Origin of the sequence: Vibrio sp. 10N.247.311.51 (assembly GCF_041467855.1) — a bacterium.
GTDB classification, from domain to species: Bacteria; Pseudomonadota; Gammaproteobacteria; order Enterobacterales; family Vibrionaceae; genus Vibrio; species Vibrio coralliirubri.
Genome location: NZ_JBFSVK010000007.1, coordinates 23,579 through 50,274, shown reverse-complemented (window position 1 = coordinate 50,274; position 26,696 = coordinate 23,579). Strand labels below are relative to the sequence as shown.

Annotated in this window: 23 protein-coding genes; 12 read left to right on the top strand and 11 right to left on the bottom strand. The window is 44.3% G+C overall.

Annotated features, from left to right (window positions below; translation table 11 throughout):
• Nucleotides 1-140: 140 nt before the first annotated feature.
• The 3 genes from AB6E85_RS08575 to AB6E85_RS08565 form a co-directional block, all read right to left on the bottom strand.
• Nucleotides 141-761, bottom strand: a complete 621-nt coding sequence (locus tag AB6E85_RS08575; protein ID WP_004731394.1) for a LysE family translocator — start codon at nucleotides 759-761, stop codon at nucleotides 141-143.
• Between the two features lie 171 nt (nucleotides 762-932).
• Nucleotides 933-2,219, bottom strand: coding sequence for a DEAD/DEAH box helicase (locus AB6E85_RS08570; protein WP_019821956.1), 1,287 nt, complete (start codon nucleotides 2,217-2,219; stop codon nucleotides 933-935).
• A gap of 182 nt (nucleotides 2,220-2,401) precedes the next feature.
• The gene (locus AB6E85_RS08565; RefSeq protein WP_372142260.1) at nucleotides 2,402-3,385 is read right to left on the bottom strand and encodes a GTP-binding protein; all 984 of its coding nucleotides are present in this window, start codon (nucleotides 3,383-3,385) and stop codon (nucleotides 2,402-2,404) included.
• Between the two features lie 551 nt (nucleotides 3,386-3,936).
• Here AB6E85_RS08565 and clcA point away from each other — a divergent pair.
• A complete protein-coding gene (gene clcA, locus AB6E85_RS08560; RefSeq protein WP_372142258.1) occupies nucleotides 3,937-5,343 on the top strand; it encodes a H(+)/Cl(-) exchange transporter ClcA in 1,407 nt (468 codons plus the stop codon).
• A 206-nt stretch (nucleotides 5,344-5,549) separates the two neighbouring features.
• Nucleotides 5,550-6,530 (top strand): TDT family transporter, encoded by a 981-nt coding sequence (locus tag AB6E85_RS08555; RefSeq protein WP_061038186.1) that lies wholly within the window; start codon nucleotides 5,550-5,552, stop codon nucleotides 6,528-6,530.
• 155 nt (nucleotides 6,531-6,685) lie between these two features.
• On the opposite strand, the gene hmpA is transcribed toward AB6E85_RS08555, so the two are convergent.
• Complete coding sequence (gene hmpA / locus AB6E85_RS08550; RefSeq protein ID WP_372142257.1) at nucleotides 6,686-7,882, bottom strand: NO-inducible flavohemoprotein; 1,197 nt, start codon at nucleotides 7,880-7,882, stop codon at nucleotides 6,686-6,688.
• Nucleotides 7,883-8,248: 366 nt separating this feature from the next.
• Here hmpA and norR point away from each other — a divergent pair, with 366 nt between their 5' ends.
• Both norR and AB6E85_RS08540 read left to right on the top strand, forming a co-directional pair.
• Complete coding sequence (norR, locus tag AB6E85_RS08545) at nucleotides 8,249-9,841, top strand: nitric oxide reductase transcriptional regulator NorR (protein WP_017072223.1); 1,593 nt, start codon at nucleotides 8,249-8,251, stop codon at nucleotides 9,839-9,841.
• 89 nt (nucleotides 9,842-9,930) lie between these two features.
• Nucleotides 9,931-10,290 carry a glutaredoxin gene (locus tag AB6E85_RS08540; RefSeq protein WP_017062638.1) on the top strand — a complete coding sequence of 120 codons (360 nt, stop codon included), beginning with the start codon at nucleotides 9,931-9,933 and terminating at the stop codon, nucleotides 10,288-10,290.
• 109 nt (nucleotides 10,291-10,399) lie between these two features.
• Here AB6E85_RS08540 and AB6E85_RS08535 read toward each other — a convergent pair whose 3' ends face one another.
• Nucleotides 10,400-11,035, bottom strand: a complete 636-nt coding sequence (locus AB6E85_RS08535; RefSeq protein ID WP_372142383.1) for an OmpA family protein — start codon at nucleotides 11,033-11,035, stop codon at nucleotides 10,400-10,402.
• A 258-nt stretch (nucleotides 11,036-11,293) separates the two neighbouring features.
• On the opposite strand from AB6E85_RS08535, the gene AB6E85_RS08530 reads away from it, so the two are divergent.
• The 6 genes from AB6E85_RS08530 (at nucleotide 11,294) to AB6E85_RS08505 (ending at nucleotide 16,899) form a co-directional block, all read left to right on the top strand.
• The gene (locus tag AB6E85_RS08530; protein ID WP_372142256.1) at nucleotides 11,294-11,920 is read left to right on the top strand and encodes a thioredoxin domain-containing protein; all 627 of its coding nucleotides are present in this window, start codon (nucleotides 11,294-11,296) and stop codon (nucleotides 11,918-11,920) included.
• Nucleotides 11,921-11,996: 76 nt separating this feature from the next.
• Nucleotides 11,997-12,470: an FKBP-type peptidyl-prolyl cis-trans isomerase gene (locus tag AB6E85_RS08525; protein ID WP_017062642.1), complete on the top strand. Its 474-nt coding sequence runs from the start codon at nucleotides 11,997-11,999 to the stop codon at nucleotides 12,468-12,470.
• Nucleotides 12,471-12,650: 180 nt separating this feature from the next.
• Nucleotides 12,651-13,241 (top strand): TetR/AcrR family transcriptional regulator, encoded by a 591-nt coding sequence (locus tag AB6E85_RS08520; protein WP_372142255.1) that lies wholly within the window; start codon nucleotides 12,651-12,653, stop codon nucleotides 13,239-13,241.
• A gap of 143 nt (nucleotides 13,242-13,384) precedes the next feature.
• Nucleotides 13,385-14,416: an NADP-dependent oxidoreductase gene (locus tag AB6E85_RS08515; protein WP_372142253.1), complete on the top strand. Its 1,032-nt coding sequence runs from the start codon at nucleotides 13,385-13,387 to the stop codon at nucleotides 14,414-14,416.
• A gap of 35 nt (nucleotides 14,417-14,451) precedes the next feature.
• On the top strand, nucleotides 14,452-15,072 hold the full coding sequence (locus tag AB6E85_RS08510; protein ID WP_048615355.1) for a glutathione S-transferase family protein: 621 nt from the start codon (nucleotides 14,452-14,454) through the stop codon (nucleotides 15,070-15,072).
• Between the two features lie 150 nt (nucleotides 15,073-15,222).
• Nucleotides 15,223-16,899, top strand: coding sequence for a pseudouridine synthase (locus tag AB6E85_RS08505; RefSeq protein ID WP_372142251.1), 1,677 nt, complete (start codon nucleotides 15,223-15,225; stop codon nucleotides 16,897-16,899).
• An 80-nt stretch (nucleotides 16,900-16,979) separates the two neighbouring features.
• On the opposite strand, the gene AB6E85_RS08500 is transcribed toward AB6E85_RS08505, so the two are convergent.
• Nucleotides 16,980-17,360 carry a DoxX family protein gene (locus AB6E85_RS08500; RefSeq protein ID WP_372142381.1) on the bottom strand — a complete coding sequence of 127 codons (381 nt, stop codon included), beginning with the start codon at nucleotides 17,358-17,360 and terminating at the stop codon, nucleotides 16,980-16,982.
• 117 nt (nucleotides 17,361-17,477) lie between these two features.
• Here AB6E85_RS08500 and AB6E85_RS08495 point away from each other — a divergent pair, with 117 nt between their 5' ends.
• Complete coding sequence (locus AB6E85_RS08495) at nucleotides 17,478-18,374, top strand: LysR family transcriptional regulator (RefSeq protein ID WP_372142249.1); 897 nt, start codon at nucleotides 17,478-17,480, stop codon at nucleotides 18,372-18,374.
• A gap of 51 nt (nucleotides 18,375-18,425) precedes the next feature.
• On the opposite strand, the gene AB6E85_RS08490 is transcribed toward AB6E85_RS08495, so the two are convergent.
• The 3 genes from AB6E85_RS08490 to AB6E85_RS08480 form a co-directional block, all read right to left on the bottom strand.
• On the bottom strand, nucleotides 18,426-18,719 hold the full coding sequence (locus AB6E85_RS08490; RefSeq protein WP_081090056.1) for a YkgJ family cysteine cluster protein: 294 nt from the start codon (nucleotides 18,717-18,719) through the stop codon (nucleotides 18,426-18,428).
• Between the two features lie 175 nt (nucleotides 18,720-18,894).
• Entirely contained in the window at nucleotides 18,895-20,079 is a 1,185-nt protein-coding gene (locus tag AB6E85_RS08485; RefSeq protein WP_372142247.1) for a serine hydrolase, read from the bottom strand.
• Nucleotides 20,080-20,257: 178 nt separating this feature from the next.
• Nucleotides 20,258-20,845: a DUF4136 domain-containing protein gene (locus tag AB6E85_RS08480; RefSeq protein WP_372142245.1), complete on the bottom strand. Its 588-nt coding sequence runs from the start codon at nucleotides 20,843-20,845 to the stop codon at nucleotides 20,258-20,260.
• 268 nt (nucleotides 20,846-21,113) lie between these two features.
• Between AB6E85_RS08480 and AB6E85_RS08475 the strand changes: the two genes are divergently transcribed.
• Nucleotides 21,114-21,368, top strand: a complete 255-nt coding sequence (locus AB6E85_RS08475) for a YgjV family protein (protein ID WP_017068159.1) — start codon at nucleotides 21,114-21,116, stop codon at nucleotides 21,366-21,368.
• 135 nt (nucleotides 21,369-21,503) lie between these two features.
• Here the strand turns inward: AB6E85_RS08475 and AB6E85_RS08470 are convergent, their stop codons facing one another.
• Together AB6E85_RS08470 and AB6E85_RS08465 are read right to left on the bottom strand one after the other, a co-directional pair.
• Nucleotides 21,504-22,967: a diguanylate cyclase domain-containing protein gene (locus tag AB6E85_RS08470; protein WP_372142244.1), complete on the bottom strand. Its 1,464-nt coding sequence runs from the start codon at nucleotides 22,965-22,967 to the stop codon at nucleotides 21,504-21,506.
• Nucleotides 22,968-23,262: 295 nt separating this feature from the next.
• Entirely contained in the window at nucleotides 23,263-26,430 is a 3,168-nt protein-coding gene (locus AB6E85_RS08465) for a chitinase C-terminal domain-containing protein (RefSeq protein ID WP_372142243.1), read from the bottom strand.
• Nucleotides 26,431-26,696: the final 266 nt, after the last annotated feature.

Sequence of the window (26,696 nt, the reverse complement as noted above, 5' to 3'; positions counted from 1 at the left end):
TAAGTAAGAATCCGAATTTTCAAAACTCACCGTAATCCTAAGTAGTCATCATTCCACGTACGAGTCATCCTCGAGAAGGAGGAACGACTGAGTCGGGGATCTCTAACCGTTATCACTGATCGCAATACCGTTAATCACAGTTAACTCACGAACAACCAAACGCCAACACCCATCATCAACGTACCTGCAATGCGGTTCATCAACTTGACGTTATCAGCTTTACCCAGCATATGTTTTAGGCTCTTACCACCTGTCGCGTACAAGGTCATGCAGACAAATTCAGAAACCAGAATAATAGACACTAAAATCAACAACTGCGGTGCTAAGTCTTTATTGCTATTAATGAAAGGAGGCAATAAAGAAATCATGAATGCCCAGCCTTTCGGGTTCGCAATCGCTGTTACGAAGCCTTGAACCACCAAGTCCCAATCATTGCTGACTTTTGTTGTTTGGTTGTCAGTGCTGATCGCCAGTTTGCCTCTTGAACGCCACATCTGAACGCCCAAATAGAACAAGTAAGCTGCGCCAACAAATTTGAAGCCCGTAAATAGCCACGGGTAGTTCAACATAATAGATGCAATACCCAATACCGCAGCAATAGAAACCACTGCAACACCAGCCAATTCACCGATCATCATCCATAATGTACGCTTGTATCCAACACTCATTCCTAGCGTCAAAGCCAAGGTCATACACATCCCGGGCGTGATTGACACGAAGAAAAACGTGGGAATAAAAGCCCAAAGTAGTGCGCTATCCATATTATTACCTTATCGACTTATTTTTATTTACTGGTTCTTACTTTGATTTGATGCTTCTTATTATTACGCGGCTCGAGATGAAACGAAGTAGTGATGACAATAAACAATATTGCGATCAATACAAACAAAAAGAGCCACATAACAGTGGCTCTTTTCAATCACCAACCGTAATTACTTACGACGGTTTTTAATTCGCTTCATCATAGTCAAACGACGTTCAGCGCTTGCTTGATCTTGTGGCTCTTCGTTCGCGTTGTTCTTACGACCTTGGCGGTTTTTGTAAGCCGATTTAGTGTTCAGCTTCTCAATGTAAGCATCACGTTTCTTCGGTTCATAACCCGGTTGTTCAACACGGCGAATACGTTGTTGAATCAGTTTTTCAACTTGAACAACAGTCAGCTCTTCTTCGCGGTTAACGAAAGAGATTGCGTGACCTTGTTTACCAGCACGACCTGTACGACCAATGCGGTGAACGTAATCTTCCGCTAGGAAAGGCATGTCGTAGTTAATTACGTGCGGTAAGTCTTCGATATCAAGACCACGAGCCGCAACGTCGGTTGCCACCATCACACGTGCTCTGCCTTCTTTGAAGTCATCCAAAGCACGACGACGAGCGCTTTGCGCTTTATCACCGTGACAAAGTACCGCTTTAATACCATCAAGCTTAAGCTCTTTAACTACATCATTCGCTGTTTCTTTGTAGTTCACGAACACAAGAACCTGACGCCAATTTTTACGGCCGATAAGCTCAGAAAGCAGTTCAGTTTTACGTTCTTGATCCACTGGGTAAACCACGTGACCGACAGTAGCAGCCGTTGAGTTTTCGCGCTCAACACTAATACGTTTTGGTTTACGCAGAATATCAACAGACAGTTGGTTTAACTGAGTAGAAGTCGTTGCAGAGAACATCATGATTTGCGGTGATGTTTCTACATCCAACATGATCTTACGAACGGCATTGATAAAGCCCATATCAAGGATACGGTCAGCTTCATCAAATACTAGGAATTCTAGGTTAGCAATAGACACGTTACCCGCTTCTAAGTGCTCTTCTAAACGGCCAGGTGTTGCAACCAAAATATCCACACCCAGTTCTAGTTGACGAACTTGTGAAGACATCTTGTTACCACCGTAAACCGCAGAAACGCTTAGATCCGTGTATTTAACGTAGTCTTTAATGTTTTGAGCGATCTGCGCAGCAAGCTCACGAGTTGGAGCAAGAATAAGGCCGCGAGCCGTTCCTCTAGACGCCTTTTTACCGCTGTTCAAAAGGTGTTGGATAACAGGCAATGAAAATGCCGCTGTTTTACCCGTACCGGTTTGAGCAGTAGCAAAAATATCATGGCCTTTACGAGCCATTGGAATCGCTTTTTGTTGAATTGGAGTGAGTTTTTCATAACCACACTCAGTCAACGCTTTGACTAATTCAGGAGCAAAACCTTGAGAGGAAAATGACATTGTTACGGGTTCCTTAAGCAGACAGCCTACATTCTTATTTCAGCCGAGCACTATAAAGTAATTAGAGTGATTTATCTCACATTTATCGTGATATAACGCAAACTTTCTCATTTAATCTGGTGTTTACCCCACCTTCAACGAAGTAAACACCGAAATCCTTGGTTCAAACAGCAAAAACAGGGCTATTTGATGCCACACAGCTTGAGTAGAATCTGCTCGAGATCGCCCCATGGCATAAGCTGCGAGTCGATCACTTCCAGTCGAGATTCAAAACCATCAAGCGTAATTTCGTTCACAGACACGACTTGATTCGCCACATTGAATGCGTAGCAACCTTGGTCGGTGTTCACGACGGCTTTTACTCGTTCAGCGGTTAGATCCGACAACATAGAGAATAGCGCATCGAAGTCGAACTTATGCTCTGCGCCAAACAACCAACCACAACTGAAATAGCCCTGCCCTTTATTCTCTTTACGGATGAAGGCTTCACCGGGAGGAAGTTGGAATTGAGGCTCTTGTTCAGCGTGATCGTGGTGGTGCGCTTCAAGATTAGATGAAGCACTGCCGTATACTCTTTCAATGTCCAACACTTCCAATGGCACTTCACCAGCATGAATTAGCTTATGGAAGACTTTTGCTGGCGATTGATCCGTCACCCAATCATTAAACACATCGATGTCTTCAGAATGAACAAGGTCAACCTTAGTACCAAGAATCACATCTGCACTGTTTAGTTGATCATTAAAATTCTGATTCGAGGTGTACTTTTCATTAGATAGATTTCGTGGGTCAACCAAACCAAGCGTCGCTTTTAAATCGACATATGGTGTGTACTGATCTGAAGTCAGTGTCGCAATCACTTGTTTAGGGTGACCAAGCCCTGTCGGCTCAATCAATAAACGGTCTGGTTTTTGGCGAAGTAAGGCATTAATACCTACCGACATAGGCACGCCCGCAGTACAACACATGCAGCCACCCGGCACTTCTTTAATCAAAGCGCCTTGATCTGTCATCAATGCACCGTCAATACCGATTTCCCCGAACTCATTAACCAGAACAGCCCAGTTTTCATTCTCAGGTTTATTTTTTAGCAGGTTCAAGATGGCTGTCGTTTTACCAACACCCAAGAAACCCGTAATGATGTTTGTAGGAACTTTTTTAGTCATATCAGTTCTCCTTTTTAAGGGAGTATATACTCAATCACCAAAAAGTTGACCCCAATCGATTGTTTATACTGAGATTCGTTAATAGAGGTTAGAGCGACAATAATCAGAAGAGATAAAAAGTAGAGGCAGGATGTGGAAATGGGATGCTCCAGACGAACTAAAGGCGTACTTACTCAGTACGCCTCACCCTCGTTACTCAATCGTGAGTTCGCGAATCAGGAAGCCTTAAATATCGACCTGAACATTTAACGAGGAACTAAAACTTTGTTTCTGAATCCATCCAAATTGTGTGTAAAACCTCACTTCTCCTTGCGGTTCGTTATGTTGCTTTACGATTTAACTATGGTTCATTTTTGGGGATATTCAAGCCGCCGCCAGAGAATCGATCAAAATTGTGACGGTGATTCCACTATTGGCCATAGATTCCATTTATGTAACACGTACATTCCATAAATGAAATTCAACTTTTCATCTTTGTTGCTATAGGATATGCAGAGGAAGCGTATAATTTAATGCAACACCGCCTTAACTCATTCAGGAAACTTATCTCTATGACCAGAAGAGAGAAAATTAAGCAGTCCTTACTAGCCAAAATGCCAAGGGATGCTATTAATCAATTTCTCTCAAGAGATAAGACCCCAGCTTCGGTTCTCTTTCTTTCTTGTATTGTGGGTTTACTTGCGGGCGTTGTGGGTACCTATTTCGAAGTTGCGGTTCATTTCATCACAGAAACCCGTACCGATTGGCTTAAAGATGAAATCGGTAGCCATCTACCCCTTTGGCTTGCTGCTTTCCTTATTAGTGCTGCATTCGCCTTTATTGGTTATTTTCTCGTTCACCGTTTTGCTCCAGAAGCTGCCGGTTCAGGTATCCCTGAAATCGAAGGGGCAATGGACGGCATGCGCCCTGTTCGATGGTGGAGAGTATTACCCGTAAAATTCTTTGGCGGCATGGGCGCACTCGGTTCAGGTATGGTTTTAGGCCGCGAAGGGCCAACCGTTCAGATGGGCGGCAGTATCGGTCGTATGGTCACTGATATCTTTCGAGTCAAAGATGATGACACTCGCCACTCACTGTTGGCTTCAGGTGCCGCAGGTGGCTTAGCCGCCGCATTCAACGCACCACTGGCAGGAATCATGTTTGTGGTTGAGGAAATGAGACCACAGTTTCGCTACTCACTCATATCAATCAAAGCCGTCATCATCTCAGCAGTTTCAGCCAACATTGTGTTTCGTTCTATCAATGGCCAATCTGCCGTTATCACAATGCCTCAGTACCAGCCGCCTGAACTCGACGCACTTTGGTTATTCTTATTATTAGGTGTGTTGTTCGGCCTGTTTGGTGTGATTTTCAATAAACTGATTACGCTTTCCCAAGACCTGTTTGTGGCGATCCACAAGAATGACCGTAAACGCTACTTAATGACAGGCACCCTACTTGGCGGTTGTTTTGGCTTGTTGCTGCTCTATATACCTGAATTAACTGGTGGTGGTATTGGTATCATCCCGAACATCACGAATGGCAACTACAGCGCCAATGTGTTGTTGTTGATTTTCTTAGGCCGAGTCCTCACTACCCTGCTTTGTTTCGGCTCTGGTGCGCCAGGCGGTATCTTTGCACCAATGCTTGCGCTAGGAACACTCTTTGGTTATGCGTTTGGGCTTATCGCAGCGGCATTCTTTCCTGAACTGAATATTGAACCGGGTATGTTTGCCATTGCAGGCATGGGAGCCTTATTTGCTGCCACCGTTCGAGCGCCTATCACTGGTATTCTGTTGGTTATTGAAATGACCAATAACTACTACCTGATCCTGCCGTTGATCATTACCTGCTTAGGTGCGGTAATCATTGCTCAAATGTTAGGTGGGCAGCCAATTTACAGTCAACTGCTTAACCGTACGCTGAAAAACGAAAAACTAAGACAACAAGATCTCCCTCAGCAAGAGGAAGTACGTTAATTACAAATGACTCATGAAACAAAAGCACACATTCAACGTGCTTAATCTCCCGATTCCGTATCAAAATCAAAAAAGCAAACGTTAAACTTGGTATCATCCACTCAAAATTAGTTGAGTGCCCTCAAAATCTATTGATGAAAGACCTACACACTCTAACTAAAGCAAATAGTCCAATATTCTGTAATTAACTAAGTCGGAGCAAGTCGTTGAACTGGAGAAGATTAACCCAAGTAAAAAATGTGCCGCCATCACAGGCGTCTTTAGCACTTGGCGTTATTGGGTTAGGACAAGCTTGGGCGTTATATATCCCGGGCATTGGTGAGATCATTCGTCCCTACCTTGCTGCATTCGGCGCGCTATTATTGCTGCCTGTTTTACTGCGCTATTTAACGAGCTTTAATACCTTCCTTAATGATATTCGCCACCCGTTAAGCGGAAGCTTGATGGCACCAATGAGCATGGCTTTACTGATTCTGTGCGACTATTTAGCCGAGATATCGCCAGCTATCGCCTACCCAGTTTGGTTCTGCGCGCTATTGCTGCACTTTACCATGATGGTGTTGTTCTTCAGTTTTCAGATCATCAACTTCAAAATGTCGAACATTGTACCGAGTTGGTTTCTGTATCCGGTCGGTTTGATTAGCAGTTCCTTAGCTGGCACACAGTTCGGGCACACCGTATTTTCAGAAACACTTGCAGTCACTTGTATTGGTATCTATTTCCTTATGTTGCCAGTGGTGTTGTACCGCTTGGTGTTCGAAGGCAATCTTCCTCGCCGAGCAAGACCAACACTCGCTATCATGGCTGCTCCGGTTAACTTATCTTTAGCCGCTTACTTGGTTAACTTTGACAACCCAGACCCGATTCTAACAGGCGCATTGTCTGGCATTGCCATCACCATGACACTATTGATTTACTTGTGTTACATCCGCCTAATGCGTTTGAAGTTCCAACCTTCAATTGCTGCCGTCACCTTCCCATCCGTGATCAGCGCTATTGCCATGCATCGACTAACCACATTTTTCGGCGCGGAATACCCACAATGGTATTGGCTACACAAGTTTGGTTTCTTTGAACTAACCATCGCAACCATTCTAGTGATTTGGGTTGCAGGTGGTTACGTGAAAATGTATTGGCCTGAGTTTTTTGATTCCGATTACATGTCTAAGAAGGTTAAACGTTCTTAGATAAAAGCTAAAAGATCCTAGCTTCAACCATCATACTCTGCAGTAGGTGATGATGTTAGACAGAGCAAACCAAAAAAGGCCTCACAATGTGAGACCTTTGAATAGGCAAGGTTTTTAATAGATCAGGCGAGTGTTACTAGAAATGCCGAGAGCTATTAGAAGTTAGCGTGAGGGCCGAATACTTCGTAGTGAACGCGTGAACGGTCAACTTTCAATGCATCTAGCTGCTCTACGATGTTCTTCATGAAACCAACAGGACCACAGATGTAGAAATCGCTCTCTTCAAAGCCTTTAGTATCAGAGATAGACGCTAGATCCATTTGGCCTTGATGCGTGTTTTCACATGCAGATTCGTCTTTGTTCATGTACCACGTTTTCGCTTCCCAACCTTTGTCAGCAACAATATCTTTAACACGAGTCGTGAAAGAGTGTTGGTCTACGTTCTCACAAGCGTGAAGGTAAAGTACTGGCTCGTTTTTATCTTCCGTGTTTAGGAACTCAAGCATAGACTGCATTGGCGTTACACCAACACCTGCAGAGATAAGTGTTACTGGCTTGCTGCGCTCTTGATACATGAAGTCACCCGCTGGTGCGTATAGATTAACTTCATCACCAACAGCAACCGTATCGTGTAGGTGGTTAGATACAACGCCTTGTGTCTCTTGGCCTTGTCCTTCACGTTTAACAGAGATGCGGTATTGCTTGCCGTTTGGCTTATCAGACAGTGAGTATTGACGAATCTCGCTGTATTGCGAGCCTCCCGGTTTCACTTCGATACCGATGTATTGACCTGGTGTGTAATCCAGAACTTCACCGCCGTCTTTTGGCATAAGGATAAAGCTAGTTACTAGCGCTGACTCTTCGATCTTGTCTGCAATCACAAACGCACGTGCCGCTTCCCAACCACCAACAGCTTGCTTACGCTGTAGGTAAAGTTCAGCTTCACGATCGATGAATACTTGAGCTAAGAATAGGTAAGCGGCTGTCCACGCTTCTTCCACTTCTGGAGTAAACGCGTCAGCAGCTAGTTCACGTAATGTTTCAATCAGGTGCAAACCAACAATTTGGTAGTGCTCTGGTTGAATGTTAAAGCTTGTGTGTTTCTGAGCAATACGTTCAACGGCTGTTGTTAACGCTGCTAGATTTTCAATGTTCTTTGCATATGCCGCGATAGCTTCAAACAGTGCTACGCCTTGGCGACCTGTTCTTTGGTGAGTCATATTGAAGATATCTTTCAACTCAGGGTTATGCGTGAACATACGTTGATAAAAATGCTGAGTTAAAGCTGGGCCTGCGCTCTCAAGTAGAGGGATAGTAGATTTGATGATTTCGATATGTGCATTGTTAAGCATGAATTTACTCCGAACACTGAGCCTTATGACCTATATGTCATTTTGACTACTAAAAATTAAGAATGACTTATCGATTTTCTGAAACCTTAGTTATTTTTAGAAACTGAGTTATTTTGACTCGTTTTCATTTCAAAAAATCGCGAAACCTGATTAATGCCACCTGATTGATTGAGATCAAGAATAGTCTGTTTAATCAGCGCTATAATTGGGCTTCGCTGTATCTTTTGCACAATCAGTGCCAACTTTATCAATCCCCGTCATTACTGGTTTTCTTCTCAAAACTCATCTTATAAAAATGTCAAAAAGACCTTTTTTTTAAGTCAATAAGACTCTATTATGTAGATAAACACACAGTTAGAGTTTTTTATGCAAGATATCTCCGCATCTACCCTCATGGAAATGACCATTGGCCTCGCAAGTGGTGTCAACGATCAAGATCGTTTCAATCGCCTGATCGATGCCATTCGCAAAACCATAACGTGTGATTGTGTCGCGCTTTTAAGCCTTCAAGGCGACACACTAGTACCTATCGCAATGCAAGGGCTCAGCCGAGATACATTCGGTCGTCGCTTTATCATTTCAGAACACCCACGTTTTGAAGAGATCTGTGCGTCTCGATCTCCTGTTCGTTTCGATGCTGACAGCTCCCTACCCGACCCTTTCGATGGTTTGCTTATTGACCATGATGGCGATTTACCAATGCATGCTTGTATGGGCTTACCTTTGCTATTTGGCGATAAGCTCTTAGGCATTCTGACTCTAGACAGCTTGAAACCTGATGTCTTCGCGAATATTCCGGCGCGTAACCTTGAAGTGCTGGCGGCTATTGCAGCCTCAACCATGCAGATGGCACTGACCTTCTCGCAACTTGAACATCAAGCAAAACAGTCAAAGCAATTACTCGAAGAGTTGAACGTAGAAGCGTGGGAACGTGACGGCGGTGAGTTGATTGGTAACAGTGACACCATGGTCGCGCTTAAGAACGACATCGCTGTTGTAGCTCCATCTGAGTTTAATATCTTGATTCATGGTGACACCGGGGTTGGTAAAGAGCTTGTGGCTCGTACCCTGCACCACCAATCTCAACGTAAACGTAACCCACTCGTCTACGTAAACTGTGCTGCAATTCCTGAAAACTTAGTAGAGAGTGAACTGTTTGGTCACGTTCGTGGCGCGTTCACTGGCGCAGACAAAAACCGCTTAGGTAAGTTTGCTTTAGCCGATGGTGGCACACTGTTCCTTGATGAGATTGGTGAATTGCCTTTGGCTGCTCAAAGTAAGCTCCTACGTGCGCTGCAAAACAACGAAATCCAACCGGTTGGCCAAGACAACATTCAAACCATTGATGTGCGAGTATTGGCAGCGACAAACCGAGATCTAAAACAAGAAGTTGAAGACGGTCGATTCAGAGCCGATTTGTATCACCGACTGAGTGTGTACCCTATCGCGGTACCGGCACTGAAAGATCGTGGTGACGACATCAGCCTATTAGCGGGTTTCTTCTTAGAACAAGCGCGTCGTAAGCTTGGTATCAACCAAGTTAAGTTCCGCTCTGACGTTCTATCTTTCCTAAACCGTTATGGTTGGCCGGGTAACGTGCGTGAACTTGAGCATGTGATCAGTCGTTCCGCATTGAAAGCGTTAGCACGCAGCACCAATAAAAACCTAGTGACAATTACCAAGGAAGATTGTGGTCCACTCGACCAAGATCAGCCTATTGCCACGACACAGGTGAAGAACACACCGTTATCGACACCAACGATCGACCTTTCTGCAGGGCTACGTGGTGCAACGGACGATTTTCAACGCAGTATCATTACTGAGGTGTTGGAAGATGCCAACTTTAACTGGGCACAAGCAGGGCGAGTTCTGAAAACCGACCGAGCAAATCTGACTCGACTGTCTAAGCGTTTAGGGCTAAATGTGGCTAAGTCTCACACGATCGAACGGACAAAATAGATATTAGCGGTTTGTTGCGAGCATCTGACAAAACTTGTGTATATAATGCTGCAAATTGTAACGCTAATTTTAAATATGTAGAGAGAGTTATGAAGTTTATCCGTTGGTTCTTAGGTCGTGTCATCTTGTTATTGAATTTTGTTTTCAGCCCACGTGGTGTGAAGCGTTCTCAAGAAGAACAAAGCAAAGTGAATGAGCAAGCAAAAACGCACACGTTATACCAATTCGAAGCGTGCCCATTTTGTGTGAAAGTGCGCCGCGCGATGAAACGTCAGTCGGTTCAATTTGAACTTCGTGATGCAAAAAACAACGAGCAACACCGTGCTGAGCTTGAAGCTGGCGGCGGTCGTGTGAAAGTGCCTTGTCTACGTATCGAAAAAGACGGCAAAACTGAGTGGATGTACGAATCTTCAGATATCGTGACTTACTTAGAAAAGCAGTTTGCATAAGCAATAAAGCGACAAAATCTAGATACAAAAAATCCCTCTAATGTGAGGGATTTTTTATGTCTGTTATTTGGCGTTAATCGCTTCAAATTGGGCGCGAAAGTTCAAACCACTACTTCGCTACAATCAGCATCAATTCCACACGGCGGTTACACGCCTTGCCTTGCGCAGAAGCGTTGGTGCAAGCTGGTACGTATTCGCCAAATCCACGAGTATAAATAGAACGACTCGACACATAGTTACTCTCTAATCGAGCCTTCACTTCTTTTGCTCGCTGCTCTGAAAGCGGATCATTGATTCGATCTGTGCCCGTGTTATCGGTGTGCCCTTCAATCACCACATCAATATCTTGGCGTTGAGCAAGGTAGCTGCCTAGCGTATCTAGCCATTGATTATACGCTGGCTCAGGGAATGCTGAACCTGTTTTAAAGTTCACGTGCTGCTCAAGCTTTACCATCACATGGTTACCCGGCAACACTTCAAAATCGATACGGTTTTGTCTTAAAAAGACTTCCAGTGGATCGTTAGTCGAAACGCCACGTCCGTAGTTGGTCGTGATGGTTCTTTGTTGATGAGTGCTGCTCTGAATCGAGTACCCACGATTACTTGCTACTTGAGTCATTTGAACCACACCCCATTCAGGATGCATCAAGTCGTAATCGGTTTGCGGCGCAGTTTCTAGCATGTCACCGCCAAGTAAGTCAGTTGGTGACGTGGCTTCACACCCAGCCAAAGCTATGCTCAACATTATCGCTAAATATCTCATTACTTCACCAACCACTCATGCAGATAAACCATTCACTAATGTCTATATCGGCACCGAGGGAAAAACTTTAGACGAAAAGAAAGCAGAACCCAAAAAAGTGCTGTTGATCACAGTTAACCGTCTACTAGCCTGTCTTCAGCCGCTAGTTCGAACTGTTTGCATTTATTTACCTTATAATTGTTTTCCAATTCGTACTAAATAGTTAGAATCTCACGACTTCTCAACACTAGAGCAAACATTATGTTTAAACCATTTACTAAATTCATCACAGCACTTGCTGCCGTACTTATTATCGCGGGTTGTAGTGAAACAGACGAGCCACAAAAAGGCGTTCAATACGAAGCGCTTCCAACTGCTCTAACAGAATTTAACTTGTCTCCGATCACTGAAATCTTCTCTCTTAACTGTGGTCACTGCCGTCAAATGGAAAGTGCCATCCCAGAGATTGAATCTCTAACAGACCATACGATTGGCAAGATGCACGTGACGTTCAACGAAAGCGCTCAAATCAGCGCAATGATCTACTACACAGCAGTGATGCAGCTTGATGCGACGCCTGACCACGCGTTCATGGACGACCTATTTGGTGCCGTTCAAATGGGTGCAGATGCAACACCAGAGCAGCGTCAACAAGCACTAGAGACAGCGTTTACTTCTCGTGGTTTGGTTAGCCCATACCAGCTGAACAAAGAACAGCAAGTCGCTCTTTTCGACTACGTTAAAAAAGCTGAAGAGATTTCAGTAAAAGGTCAGATCAACTCAGTACCAACCTTTATCATCAACGGTAAATACCAAGTACTAACAGCAGGTCATCAAGACGTTGCTGGCATTGCAAAAACGATCAACTACCTTTTGACCCAACCATAATCACGGCTGTAGTCAACTGATTAACACATTCTGTATTAACTACGAAATTCAGCACTCAATATAAATAGGTTTTACTATGTCTAAATTTGTCATCCCGGTCATTGTCTTTCTGTTGGCGGGTTTCATGATTTACCGTACTTGGACGAATCATAAGTCTGGCGGAGAAAACTTCGAACAAGGCCAACAATTTCTAATTGAAAATGGCACCAAAGAAGGCGTGATTACGACTGAAAGCGGTCTTCAATACCTTGTTCTTGAGGAAGGCACAGGCACAGAGCACCCAACTAAGAACAGCAAAGTAACGGTTCATTACCACGGTACGTTGATCGACGGCACTGTTTTCGACAGCTCTGTTGAGCGTGGCGAGCCAATCTCATTTGCCCTTAAGCAAGTAATCAAAGGCTGGCAAGAAGGTTTGACTTACATGGTTGAAGGCCAAAAAGTTCGTCTATTTATTCCAAGCACTCTAGCTTACGGTAAAGGCGGTTCAGGCCCTATCCCACCATCATCGACTCTGATTTTTGATGTAGAACTCATCTCTATCAAATAATCGAAGTGATTGATTTAAGCCCCAACATACGCGCTATGTTGGGGCTTTTTTATATCTGAACATTTGATAGCACTTTGGCTATTTAGCTACTTAACTACCTAGCTACTGTAACAACGACCAAATATACCCTTGAAAACCAACCACTAGACGACTGGTCTAATTTAACCTATAGTACCGCCCATGAACGTAAAAACGAATGACACACGCCTGCATGTTTTAGATGTTGGCTATCAACTAATAGTAAACAACGGCTTTAACGGCGTTGGCTTATCGCAATTGCTTAAAGAAGCGGACGTGCCGAAAGGGTCGTTTTACCACTACTTTAAATCTAAAGAGCAATTTGGCGAGGCGTTGATTCAACACTATTTTGAAAACTACATCACTAAGATTGAAGCAATTTTAGTACACGGTGAAGGTAATCATTATCAGCGAATCTTGAGCTATTTCTCGCTATGGGCGAAGACCGAAAACGGCACCTGTAATGCTCATAAATGCTTGGTCGTTAAACTCAGCGCGGAAGTTTCTGATCTCTCTGATCCTATGCGCCAAGCGCTACTAAAGGGTGCTGAGAAGGTGACGAATACCATCGAACAATGCATTGTCGGCGGTATCGAAGATGGCTCTATAAAGGTTGAAGACAGCCAACAAGCAGCTCAGAACCTATACTCAATGTGGTTAGGCGCGAGCTTATTGAGCAAACTGAGCCAAAGTTCACATAGCTTACACTCGGCTTTAAGCCTTACCGAACGAATTTTAAAAGGTGAAAGCTAATAACGCGCAGCGCGCTTTATAGGCTTTAACTTAAAAGAAATCACCCGCCCTCTTATCAACTTGATGACGGCGGGATTTTTAGACAACAAGACTAGACGACTGGTCTAATTCTAAATATATAAAACATAGATTAAGGATATCCAATGACTCAACAAGACAATCGCCGCATCGTATTGGCTTCTCGCCCAGTTGGCGCACCAACTCAAGACAACTTTCGTTTAGAGACAGTAGCTGCGCCAAGCATCAAAGACGGCGAGATGTTACTTCGCTCAGTTTACCTTTCTCTAGACCCATACATGCGTGGTCGTATGAGCGATGCTAAATCCTACGCAGATCCCGTTGCGATTGATGAAGTAATGGTTGGCGCAACCGTATGTCAGGTTGAAGAATCAAACCACGCTGATTACGAAGTTGGCGAATGGGTACTGGCTTACACAGGTTGGCAAGATCTTGGTGTCTCTAACGGTGAAGGCCTAATCAAACTCGGCAAAGAACCAACGCACCCTTCTTACGCGCTTGGCATCATGGGGATGCCTGGTTTTACCGCGTACATGGGCTTGCTTGATATCGGCCAACCTAAAGAAGGCGACACGCTAGTCGTTGCAGCAGCAACAGGTGCTGTAGGCGCAACCGTTGGACAAATCGGCAAACTAAAAGGCTGTCGTGTTATCGGCGTTGCAGGCGGTCAAGAGAAGTGCCAGTACGCGAAAGAGGTACTTGGCTTTGATGAATGTATCGACCACAAAGCTGACGACTTCGCAGAGCAACTGGCTAAAGCGTGTGACAACGGCATTGACGTTTACTTTGAAAACGTTGGTGGCAAGGTATTCGATGCAGTAATGCCTTTGCTTAATACAGGTGCTCGTATTCCTGTGTGTGGCCTTATTTCTCAATACAATGCGACATCACTTCCTGAAGGCCCAGATCGTATGTCTAGCCTGATGGGTATGTTGCTGGTTAAACGAATTAAGATGCAAGGTTTCATCATCTTTGATGACTACGCGCACCGTTACAACGAGTTCGCTGTTCAAATGACAGAATGGCTATCTCAAGGCAAGATGCACTATCGTGAGCACCTGGTTGAAGGTTTAGAAAATTCGCCACAAGCATTCATGGGCCTATTGGAAGGTCAGAACTTCGGTAAGCTTGTAATCAAAACGAATGAAGCTAAATAAATTCAATAAACTGAACCCGTTAACTAGGTAGAATCATGATTACTTTACATCACCTGAATAAGTCGCGCTCAAAGCGCATCATCTGGCTATTGGAAGAGCTTGGGGTAGATTACCAAATCAAACCATACCAACGAGACAGTGTCACTTTTCTTGCACCGCCAGAACTTAAATCCATTCACCCATTGGGTAAATCTCCTGTCATTGAAGACGATGGCGTCGTGATCACTGAATCTGGAGCTATCACGGAATACCTAATCGACAAATACGGTCAGGGTAAGTTCGCACCTACACGCGGCACCGCAGACTACGTGGAATATTCTCAATGGCTTCACTTCGCTGAAAGCTCAGGTATTTTGCCAATGTTGCTTAAGATCTTTGTAATGAAAGACGGCTGTGAAACTAACTTCCTAGGCGGTTATGCAGACGATGAAAACCAAAAGATCTTAACTTACGTGAATGATGCACTTGAAGGTAAAACCTACTTGGTTGCAGACACACTAACAGGTGCAGATTTTATGATGTCTTTCATCGTAGAAATCGTTGGGAACTTTGGTGCAACTGCGCTCTACCCAAACATTGCTAAATACGGTGAACTTTTAACAAGCCACCCTGCTTACCAAAAAGCTGAGCAAGTAGAGCTAGAACATTCGAACTGATCGAGTTTCACTCAAACACGTGCTTGCTAGGGTAAACACAAGAAACTAAATGAAGCCAAAGCCGATTTATCTTCTGCTTTGGCTTCTCATTTGTCTTCATTTCGACAACAATACCGAACTCTAACTGAACAGCCATAGAGTTTGATCTTAATGCCAACAAACCTCGCTCAATACACACCTCTGCACCTAGCAAACACGAATGTAGATTTAGCGCTACCGACTCGCTTTACGTTCCCGTATTACTATACGCCACACCCTGTGTGTGAACTCACTATGTTGCAGCTTCAACAGTCACTTATCGACTGTGGTGTGAATGAAACCTCGCAAGGTCATCTCTACGCTGTGCTTCTTGTGCAGAACCCAACCACGCAAGAGTTAGGCTACCTTTCTGCGTTTTCAGGCTTGCAGTTAGATCCGGCTGTGGTCTCTCAGTTAAACAACATTCACTTTGTTCCACCAGCGTTCGATTCAAAACAGTTTCAATCTCAGAACAGTGCGAACCTTGCTCGACAGTTGCAACTCGCGGACGACATTGAAAAGCTGCAACAGTCGCACAATCTAGACGCATTATTGGCCGAGCTTGAAGGGTTAAAAATCGAATCAGCACAAGCCATCGAAGCCTTTCAGTTAGCAATGGCCGCGAACAAAGCCCAACGTAGCGAACTCAGAGAGCAAGCAAACCAAGAAAAAGCATTAGGGAACCTAGAGTCAGCTGCAAACTTGCTCAAACAACTGGGTAATCAAAGTAGCCAAGAGAAACGTGACCTAAAAGCACTTCGTATTGAGTGGAAACAGAAGATCGCAGAGCGCCAATCACACGTTGATTTGATTGAAAGTGAACTGAAAAACCGTAAGCAAGATCACCAAGCAGTTTCACAGCAGTTGGAAACTCAACGCCTCTCTCACTATCGCTTTATCGATCAAGCCAAGCAATCTAAGAGTTTACTCGAGTTGCTCGATGGCAAAGACGCACTTGAAGGCTCTGGTGATTGCTGCCTACCTAAGCTACTTAACTTCGCCTTTGAACACGGGTTCAAGCCGCTAGCGTTGTCTGAATTTTGGTGGGGATTACCACCTACAGATATCATTCGACAACACGCAAACCTGTACCCTGTTTGTCAGAGCAAAAGCTTTGAGATCCTCGACCACCAGCTAAGTGATATTGAACTAGAAGATAACCCGCTTATCGTGAACCCTGCTGTAGGTAAGTCTTTTGATATTGTTTATGAAGACGACGAGATCGTGGTCGTCAATAAGCCTGAAGAGTTCTTGTCGGTTCCCGGTAAGTTCATCGAAGATTCTGTTTATACACGCATTAAAGCGCGTTACCCCGATGCGACCGGCCCTTTGATTATTCATAGATTGGATATGTCGACGTCAGGTTTGTTGATCTTGGCGCTCACGGCAGAGTCAAACAAGCACATTCAGAAGCAGTTCATTGATAGAACCGTCGAGAAGCGCTACACCGCTTTGTTAGATGGTGAAATAACGGGTGAATCTGGCTATATCAGCCTTCCTTTGCGCGGCGACATCACGGACAGACCAAGACAACTGGTTTGCCACCAACACGGCCGAAATGCAGAGACCCATTGGCAAGCGGTGAGCACTCATAATGGCAAAACCAAGGTTCACCTGTACCCTAAAACAGGGCGAACCCACCAACTTCGAGTACACTGTGCTCATCCATTAGGGCTTGGTGTTCCAATACGTGGTGACGACTTATACGGATACAAACGCGAGCGCTTACATCTGCACGCTGGCTACCTAAAATTGATTCACCCGACAACCGGTGACTGGATAGAGTTTGAAGTGCCTTCTGAGTTCTAAACCGTTTCCATTTGGTAGGGCTTCGTGCCCTACTCTTATTTCCTTTGCCTCTCATAGCTATCGCTACATGTCGAATAAACTTAGTACGATGCAATGACCAAGAAGCCAGAACCCAACAGAGTCACCATCGCGGGAATACCATCCTTCCACGTATCGAATCTCAAATGAAAGTAAATCGCCCCTAGTGAAGTACTCGCTAATATCAAACCTCCCATCATTTGCGTATGTTCATGTGCTAAACCAACCAAAGCACAGAGCAACAATACAGCTCCAGTAAACTCAACCATGCCAACTAGAAACATAATCACTCGGTTTAATCCATAGCTTTTAAAAAAACCAAGTTGGATTTCAAACACTTTACGCTGCCAAGCAAGTGTCTTGATTGAGCTTGCCAATAAAAAGAACACCACCAGTAATACACTCACCACTGAAATCATATTGCCACCTTTCTTAAGAGTTATTAACGTCAGTGGGATTATTTAATCATTCATAAATCGAACGATAAATGCTAATTTCATGATAGTTAGAATTCCAATTTGGAATGGTTGAGTTTAGATAGCAGACATAAGGCAAGTGGAATGGATAAAATTGAGTGTATTCGTATCTTCGTAGAAACTGCGCAGCTGAACAGTTTTACTGCTACTGCCAATAAACTCGACATGACACAAAGTGCCGTCAGTAAAAAGATTGCGTGGTTAGAAAGTGATTTAGGAATGACTCTGTTTCAGCGAAACAGTCGCAAAATATCCCTAACCCATGCAGGAAAAGACTACCTCACTTATTGTGTCCGCTTCCTAGAAGAAATGTCCGCAATAGAAAGTCAGCTCAAGCGAGAAACCGAGTCCGTAGAAGGTGAATTGAAAATATCCGCTCCAAGTGCCTTTTCAACCATGTTACTCAGTGAACCGCTTCAAGCATTCATTGAACAACACCCGGGGATACGGGTTAATCTCAGCGTTGACGACCGCATCGTTAATCTCAATGAACACAATATTGATGTCGCCATCCGCGCATCACAACTGAAAGACTCAGGCCTAAAAGCGCGCTTGTTGTTTAATAACAGAGTTCACTACTTCGCTTCACCCGAATATCTAGAGAAACACGGAGCACCGAAACAGCCTCAAGAATTAATCAAACACCACTGCTTAACCTACTCACTGATGACGCCTACGAATGAGTGGCGTTTTACCGACAAGAGCCACAAAGCCAGCAGTATTAAAGTAAATCAAATATTCACTTCAGACAGCCCAGAAATGCTGCTTAAGATGTCTCGTCAAGGTTTAGGTATTGTTGCTTTGCCGAATTGGATGGGTAAGGAATTTGTTGAGAAAGGGGAATTAACACGGTTATTGGCAGATTGGAGTAACGACCAGCTACCAATCTACGCGGTGTATCATGCGAGCGACTATTTGCCCCAAAGAATCCGAGTGTTTATCGATTTTCTTGCGGATTATTTGAGTTCAAGAAATAGTTAAAGCTCTAAGAACAGCTAGAGCTCAACTGAGATCGATAGCTAAAATAAAGTCTTAGCCCATTACATCCTTGCGCTGATCAACGCATTCATAAGAGCCCATTTCGAACTCACGACAAATCCATGGTCGGTTTTCGTAGATAGTACACATCAGTGTTTCTCTATCTACCGCAGAGCACCAACCGTCATCTAAGCGCTTCATGGTTTCACCGCCCCATTCATCATAAGCGATGTGCTCTTCAGGTACGCCCGTATCTGTGATGATCATAACTTCTAAACGACAACAGCATGCCTGACAATTGGCACAGGTTACTTCGGGTTCGGTTACGTTCTTTATCTCTATCGTCATAAGTGACTACACTGCTAAATTTTGCGTATAGTAATCGAAACAGCCCGCTACGGCTAATAAAGATAGTGCGGCGCGGGGTTTTCATTGATGTAGAAATAACAATGGGCGCTGTGATTCACTCACAACGCCCATAATATTTCGACTTTTCAGCGCGGCTTATCGCCACAAGCTCTATCTAGAATAGGCTCGCGAAGAACAGCTTAACGTAGTCCATTAAACGTTTGAACAAACCGCCCTGTTCAACCGCTTCAAGCGCGATCAAAGGCTGAGTTTGAACATCTTCACCATCAACAGTGTAATGAACCACACCTAGAGTTTGACCTTCTGCAATTGGCGCTTTCAGTTCAGAATTAAGCTCGATAGATGCAGTCAGCTTTTTACTGTCCGACTTAGGCAACGTAATGAACGTGTCTTCTGCCACACCTAGTTTCAATGTGTCTTGCTCACCAAACCATACCTTCTCTTCAGCCACTTGATCGCCGCCTTTGTGCGGGTTTAGTGTATCGAAGAAACGGAAGCCATAGCTCAACAGCTGTTTGCTGTCTGATTCACGGCTCTTAACGCTTGATGCACCCATCACAACCGCGATAAGTCTCATCTCACCTTGTGTCGCTGAACTCGCCAAACTGTAGCCAGCACCAGAGGTGTAGCCCGTTTTCATGCCATCAACGGTTAAGCTTCTATCACGCAACAAGCCATTACGGTTGTGCTGTGTGATGCCGTTGTAACTGAAAGAGCGTTCGCTGTATAAGCCATACACATCCGGTAAATCACGAATAATGGCACGACCGAGTAGCGCGATATCATAAGGAGTCGAATAGAGATCGTCTGCATCTAAACCATGTGCATTGGCAAAATGGGTGTTTTCTAGCTTCAGAGAGGTCGCCCAAGAGTTCATCAGGTCGACGAATGCATCTTGCGAGCCCGCAACGTGTTCCGCTATCGCAACACTTGCATCGTTACCTGATTGAATAATCAAACCTCGGTAAAGATCCATCATTGCTACATCGGTATTTACTTCGATGAACATCTTTGAAGAGTCTGGGAATTTCTTCGCCCACGCGTTCTCGCTGATTCGTACCTGATCATCAGCAGAGATGTTGCCTCGCTTCATCTCTTGACCTGCCACATAGCTGGTCATCAGTTTGGTCAAGCTCGCTGGGTTTAACTTCGTGTGTGCGTTTTTTTCTACCAGCACATCACCAGAATTAAAATCAATTAACACATACCCTTTTGCGCCTAGGCTAGGTGGGCTTGGTACTATAGAAGGCGCTGCGATAGCTGCATTACTTACCATCGCGGCGTTACTTACAATGAATATACTTAATAGAGGGAGAGAGTATTTGGAAAACAGTTTCATTGAATCAAACCTAAGTTAACGTTTTGAGCAGTATAGACAAATGCTAGCAAAAGAAGCGCGAACTTTACGTTGCTTTACGTATTTGTACCATTCGTTACAAATAAAAAAGTATAATCTGCGATCTGACCATATTTTCCACAACTAATATTTACTCCACGAATGCATTAAACGCCTAATGCTATCGCTCAGGCATGCGTCTAAATAACATTTCCACAAAGCCAGTAATGCGCTGTTTGCTCTCGCTTGGCTCTAAATCAGGTTGAATGCCAGACTGTGCTAATGCTTGCCATTGTACGACCTCTGAGTTAGGTACGAAAAACGCAATGTACAACGACCCTTTCTCCGCAACTTTACCTTCACCATCGTAAAATGGCACACCAGTAGATAGCTTAATCGCATCGAAGATAGACTCATCGTTCAGTTCCGATTCTTCCGCCAATCCAAAGCCTACAACAACATCGCCGACACCATCCTGCTTTAACTGGTAACCTTTACTTGAGAGTTGTTCTTGAATCGAATCACGCACTAAATCGGTCACCACGGTTTCATCGTATTTTTGAGAAAGGTAAACCTTTTCTGATTCAGGGTGCCATGAGTACGTCATCACGCCGTGTTTCATGAAATCAAAGTCACCGCTAGTCACCACACCATAATTGTGTGTTGGTGGTATTTCTTGCGTGGTGCATGCGGTCAGCCCAATAGCCATCAAAGCCAATAGTGCTGCTTTTTTTATGCTTTTTGTTGCACAAATGGATCGTTTTATCATTCGAGGCTTCCTTACCTATATAAGAATAACTATCAATTCAACCTCCAACATAAATAGTAATTATGTTAACAGAAAGGTCATTAAACGTTTGCGTAATCGCTAACCTTCACTTCTGTCCGTTTTGGGGGTTTAATCACAAAAACAGAGTTGGTATAGTTCACCCCGTTAAACAAAACCAGACCATTCGAGGCACGGAGCTTCCTCAATCATCTCATGAAGAGAAGAATTGGTACCGACAAAGTATCGGCAAATTTAAGAGGGTCAAACAATGGAATTCAATATGGTTGAAATTTTAGGTTACGCTGCGTCTATTATGGTCGCAATTTCATTAACAATGAAAGATATCGTTCGTCTGCGTGTCCTTAACTTTATTGGCTGTGCACTCTTCACAGCATACGGCATCATGATTGACGCATGGCCAGTTGCAGCCACCAACGGCTTTATCGCTTGTGTAAACATCTACTTCCTTGCAAAAATGCAAAAGGAAAAAAAAACGGAAGCGATGAAAGCAGCGAAAGCTTAAATTAGCGATTAGCCTTTCAAATAATTCTGAAAAAGCCCAAATAGAGCGATCTATTTGGGCTTTTTTGTCTCTGTCGTTCTCAAGAGCTCGATTTATGTGAACAAAACTTTTCAATTCAATGAGGCTTTCAACCGATCACATGTAAGCAACCTGATATTCGTTCTCTCGATACGCTTGAGTGTTGTTACGTCCGCTTTCTTTTGCTTGATAAAGCGCTTTGTCGGCTTTATCGATAGCGGTTTCAATATCAGTCAGTGCCTGAGCATGGCAACAACCAGCGCTGATAGTCACTGGCGACACTAAGCCTTGAAGTTGCTCAACACATAGACGTAACGCCTCTGATAATTCGAATAACTCATGTTCATCACAATCAAACGTCACCAAAATAAACTCTTCACCGCCATAGCGTGCAATCAAACGACGACGGTTAACAAATCTCTTAAGTGACTTTGCGACCGCACAGATAACTCGATCGCCTTGAGCATGACCGTATTGATCATTGACCCGTTTGAAATGGTCAATATCAAGCAAGATGACGCCGACATTCGTTATCGGATAAGGTGAATTCTGAGTAATTTTCAGTTTTAGCTGCTCGATGAAACTCCGTCGACTAGGAAGCCCAGTAAGGTAATCGAGGCTTGCTACATCCAGGATTTTAAGATGACGATGCCGCAGGTAAAGCACCAACACGACAATAATGCTCAACAAACTTACAACCAAAGCCATCAAACTAATAAACAACAGGCTATGATTTCGATTAAGCTCTTGCTCTAAGATACCTGCAGAAATGACCCAATTAAGATAAGGGTAAAACTTATAGAAGATTTTTTTGTTGGTCGTGCCACTATCACTGGAAATCGAGTAACTGAATTGACCTTCTGGTTTGGTGGCGATTCGATCAATAAGCAGTTCAGACGAGTAGCCTATTAAGGATTTCAATGATTTATGTTCATAATCCGGATGAAGCACTAAGTTACCTTGCAGATCGACAATGTACACATAACCGCTATCACCAAACGCGTACTTTCTAAGTTTGTCTTTTAAACCTTCAAGATCGACCAAATACATCAGTTCTTCTTTATAGGTCGTCGCAACCAAAGTGTTGCCACTCGGGAGCCTCATCGAATAAGCGACTTTGGCTCTACGGCTTATTTCATGAGGGTTAGCGTGAAAGTACTCGATCATGCCAGAGTCAATAGTGAGCTGTTTTTGGATATGAGTAAGATGCCCACGCTTCTGACCTTGCAAGAATGGATGATAGAGATGGACGCCTTGAGGTGACATCAAATAGATATAACCCGATTGTCCAATGTGTAATTCACGGGCAATTTGGCTTACCTGTTCAACTTCTTGTTCTGGCGTGGTATGCCATACATGAGACGCAACGGTATCCGTAATTCCTTTAAGATATGTCTTTATCGCCTCATTAACTGTGGTGTCGACAATATCGTAGCTCGCGTTAACAATCGTACGAAAAAACAGTTGGTTAGATTCCAACAATGACCTTTCAGTTCGATTGAATTGAAAGGCAGAAAGAATCATCGACACGACGGCGATCGCAATTGAAAAATTAAGAATGTATTTACGTCTGACTTTCAAGATTACCCCGTAGATTTATAATTTCAGGTAACGCTGTGACTTCTCTTATATACAGACTGTTTTATATCATGTTTTTATTTTTTACTGAACGAGTGTCGATATTTTCAAGGGTTTCTATACGCAATCTGTGACTTATGACAAAAACGCCGAACTGGATTCAGTTCGGCGTTTTAATTTTACGTTTAAATTGATGACTTAATTTATACTAACATCCTGATAAATAGACTTAAAAGCATTCGCATTTATTACCTATTACTACGCTCTATTGTCTATAAAGAGATTACTTAGCATTAAATTAAGAACAAACTTGAGTCCAGCTACCGTCGCTACCCGGTTCAGAACTTGTCCACCAGTTTGCTTGGTAAACACTACCGTTATGAACCACTTGGTCGCCTGTGTTTGCATGGCTTGGATTACCCGCCCAATCTTTCTGAGGTAAGTCTGGGTAAACCGCTAAACCTGCTGTATCACATGTGCCTGGGTTGGTGCCACCATCGCCAGGGTTACCGCCACCTGAACTGATATCACCTAATGGTAGATCTGGCTGCTCGAAGCTAAATGCGTAATCAACACCACCGACATTCACCGCGTAGTTAGCTGGGCCAGAGATTGGCAAGTAATACACCATATCTAGCTCATACACACCGCCAGCAGGAAGCTCTTCCCATGTCGGCAAAGTAAACGCCACTCGGTGCATGGTTCCATCTAATCCACCGATGTTATCCGCACGAGTATGACCTGAAGCAATCACAGTCAAACCACCACCCGATTGATCTTTCGCGTTATCAGGCGCAGACACAGGAATATCGAATTGGAACTCAGTTCCACCCGGAAGAGCTTGCCCTGTGTTGTTCGCGAACGTGATCTTAGGGTTGATTGGGTAGTTTTGGTCACCGACCTTGAAGCCACCAACCGATACCGCGATATCTAGCGCTTCTGTTGGGATAGCACCCGTCGCTACTTTGTTTCCATATGGAGTCGCGGACTTAAACTTATCGTAGATAGCTTTCGTCATGGTGTTACCCATGTGGAACTCACCGTTACCACTATTACACGCTTGCTCAGTGGTATCGATAGAGGTTCGGTTGCCATTCGCATCGAGTACATAACAGTTGTAATCCCCTGCTAGTTCCCAGAACATGATGCCGCCGATCTCTTTGTCGATAACGTAGTCCGCTTTCACGTCGATAGACTGTTTATCTTCCGTCGAAAGGAATACGCCCTTCTCTGCGTTCCACAACCAAGGTGCAACCGCCACGCTGTCGTAGTTTCTCGTGTAAGTGCCCGTTAGAACATCTGAAGGATCATTCACAGGATCTAGCTTGTAAGCTTCAGCATAAGAACCCCAAATACCTTTCTCTAGGTTCTTCGCGTGCCACATTGGATTAGAACCCGCGCCCATTTCGTTACCTTTTGGATCGGTATCGTGCCACATGTTATCGATACCAATAGCGCCATGGCCACAGTTGTTCTTCTCTCCTTCACCCGTACCCGCTGAACATTCAGATTGGTTTGGCAGTGCTGCTCGGCCCCAAAGACCATTCTCACCACCCGTTACGCCTTGCCAACCACGAGTGTAGTAAGGCACACCGATGTTAATACGGCCTGCTGGCATAGAACCACGGAAGTAATGGTAAGCCCAATCCGTGTTCAGATAACCAATACCACCGTAAGCCGCCGTGCCGTAAACGTTCCATTGCGCTAGCTCTGAATCTTTACCTGTATCAAACAAGGCTGCGTTATGACCTACGTGATCGTTCCACGCACCGTGAAGGTCGTAAGACATGATGTTCACGTAATCGAGGTACTTGGTTACATCGAATGTTTCCATACCGCGTAACAGGTAACCAGAAGAAGGCGCCGCGATCGTTAACATGTAGTGATTGCCATCTTGCGCAGAGGCTGCATCAAGCTTCTCACGTAGCACTTTCATCAACACTTGGTACGAAGCCCATAGGTATTGACGACGCGGCTCCATGAAGTCTTTGTCGTATGGATTACCGGCACCCGCCATTGAGGTTGGGTATTCGTAATCGATATCCAGACCATCGAATTGGTATTTACGCAGCATTTCAACAGCGGAAGTTGCGAATGTTTCGATACCTTGGTGATTGATAGAGCCGTCGGCATTGGTTGTCATTGTGTAGAAACCACCATCAGCCACTCGGCTACCGTCAGTGGCAAAGTGACCACCGGTTTCAGCCCAACCACCGATTGATATTAGCGTCTTGACGCCGTGTTTTTTCTTCGCTGTCGCTAATGCACCAAAGTGACCTTTGAAGCCTAATGCAGGATCAACTTCCACACCCGGCCACTCTTTGCCAACCGCTGCGTTTTCAGGATCATTCACATCACCGACGTTTACTTTGCCATCTGAGCCGATGCTCACAAAAGCGTAGTTAATGTGTGTGAGTTGTTCCCAAGGGATGTCATTTACTAAGTAAGCCGCTTGTGGGTCATCCCCTGCACGCCAACTTGTGAAGTAACCAATAACACGACGTGGGTGATCCGCGCCCATTTTCTCACGACCTTCATCATCGTAAATCGTACAGTAAGGAACATCGACACCTTGAGTTTGATATAAGCCATCAGGGCGACATGTGCTCACTGTTGGAGCGCCATTCACAGTCAACGATGCCAACGCAGAATCTGCAGTCGCACCTTGGTCGTCTGTTGCTTTTGCGTAAACCGCTAAAGAACCCGCTTGAGTCGTTGTGTAATCTAACGTGTAAGGGCTCGTTGCTGCTGTACCCACAAGAGCACCCGCTACGTAGAAATCAACCTTATCAACCGTGCCATCGCTATCTGCTGCCGTTGCTGTCAGTGTGACTACACCACCAACATCAACAGATGTCACTGAAAGTGCAACTGAAACTGTCGGTGCTTCATTCCCTGGTTGTGCTGAATCAACAGAGACAGAAACCGCACTTGCAACACTTGCTGCGCCTTCATTATCCGTTGCAACAACAGAAACCTGATGATTACCCGACGTTGCAGCCCAAGTCGCTTCGAAAGGTGCCGCTGTGACTACCGCAACTGATGTGCCATCAACAAAGAACTCAACCGAAGCCACACTGCCATCAGAATCTAGTGCTGTTGCACTCAATACAACATTATCGCCTTCAGTAATCACGTCAGAAGCAGAGGGTGCCGTTAATGAAGCCGTTGGTACTTCATTTGGCGTACCGCCACCTCCGTCGCCGCTACACACATCGACTTTCTTCCATTGTGCGTAGTCGCCTTTAAATTGGCTTGGGTTGTTATTTTGATTCCAGTAATTTGCCGTATAAGCACTGCCGTCATGTGAAACCTGATCACCACCTGTGTATACAGTGGCAGAGTCCCACGTTTCTAACGTTGAGCAATCCACAGCCGCATAGCTGTTGAACGCCATTAAGCATGACGCGGTGAGCGTACTGAGTGTAAAAACCTTCTTGGCCACTCTTCCTTGATTTAGGTGCATGTTAGCTATCCCTTAAGTTGTTGTTTCAAGATGTTTAATTTAAATGGGACTTTCCTCGCCACTTAAATCTCTTCGCAAAACAACTGTAGGTAACAGCGCCAATTTAACACCTAAAATATTCAATATTTATAAAATGACTCGCATTAATTTGTTTATAGCATGCAATGAGTCGACACTTATTTTGCACCAACAACTAATATTAATTTATTTCGGAAAGCTAAAAAATAACGTCTCAAAAATCAGAAATGTGATTTGGATTCGAGAAA

Coding starts and splice junctions, on each gene's coding strand:
- AB6E85_RS08575 (WP_004731394.1), bottom strand. CDS start 761: ATGGATAGCGCACTACTTTGGGCTTTTATTCCCACGTTTTTCTTCGTG.
- AB6E85_RS08570 (WP_019821956.1), bottom strand. CDS start 2,219: ATGTCATTTTCCTCTCAAGGTTTTGCTCCTGAATTAGTCAAAGCGTTG.
- AB6E85_RS08565 (WP_372142260.1), bottom strand. CDS start 3,385: ATGACTAAAAAAGTTCCTACAAACATCATTACGGGTTTCTTGGGTGTT.
- clcA (WP_372142258.1), top strand. CDS start 3,937: ATGACCAGAAGAGAGAAAATTAAGCAGTCCTTACTAGCCAAAATGCCA.
- hmpA (WP_372142257.1), bottom strand. CDS start 7,882: ATGCTTAACAATGCACATATCGAAATCATCAAATCTACTATCCCTCTA.
- norR (WP_017072223.1), top strand. CDS start 8,249: ATGCAAGATATCTCCGCATCTACCCTCATGGAAATGACCATTGGCCTC.
- AB6E85_RS08540 (WP_017062638.1), top strand. CDS start 9,931: ATGAAGTTTATCCGTTGGTTCTTAGGTCGTGTCATCTTGTTATTGAAT.
- AB6E85_RS08535 (WP_372142383.1), bottom strand. CDS start 11,035: ATGTTGAGCATAGCTTTGGCTGGGTGTGAAGCCACGTCACCAACTGAC.
- AB6E85_RS08530 (WP_372142256.1), top strand. CDS start 11,294: ATGTTTAAACCATTTACTAAATTCATCACAGCACTTGCTGCCGTACTT.
- AB6E85_RS08525 (WP_017062642.1), top strand. CDS start 11,997: ATGTCTAAATTTGTCATCCCGGTCATTGTCTTTCTGTTGGCGGGTTTC.
- AB6E85_RS08520 (WP_372142255.1), top strand. CDS start 12,651: ATGAACGTAAAAACGAATGACACACGCCTGCATGTTTTAGATGTTGGC.
- AB6E85_RS08515 (WP_372142253.1), top strand. CDS start 13,385: ATGACTCAACAAGACAATCGCCGCATCGTATTGGCTTCTCGCCCAGTT.
- AB6E85_RS08510 (WP_048615355.1), top strand. CDS start 14,452: ATGATTACTTTACATCACCTGAATAAGTCGCGCTCAAAGCGCATCATC.
- AB6E85_RS08505 (WP_372142251.1), top strand. CDS start 15,223: ATGCCAACAAACCTCGCTCAATACACACCTCTGCACCTAGCAAACACG.
- AB6E85_RS08495 (WP_372142249.1), top strand. CDS start 17,478: ATGGATAAAATTGAGTGTATTCGTATCTTCGTAGAAACTGCGCAGCTG.
- AB6E85_RS08490 (WP_081090056.1), bottom strand. CDS start 18,719: ATGACGATAGAGATAAAGAACGTAACCGAACCCGAAGTAACCTGTGCC.
- AB6E85_RS08485 (WP_372142247.1), bottom strand. CDS start 20,079: ATGAAACTGTTTTCCAAATACTCTCTCCCTCTATTAAGTATATTCATT.
- AB6E85_RS08480 (WP_372142245.1), bottom strand. CDS start 20,845: ATGATAAAACGATCCATTTGTGCAACAAAAAGCATAAAAAAAGCAGCA.
- AB6E85_RS08475 (WP_017068159.1), top strand. CDS start 21,114: ATGGAATTCAATATGGTTGAAATTTTAGGTTACGCTGCGTCTATTATG.
- AB6E85_RS08465 (WP_372142243.1), bottom strand. CDS start 26,430: ATGCACCTAAATCAAGGAAGAGTGGCCAAGAAGGTTTTTACACTCAGT.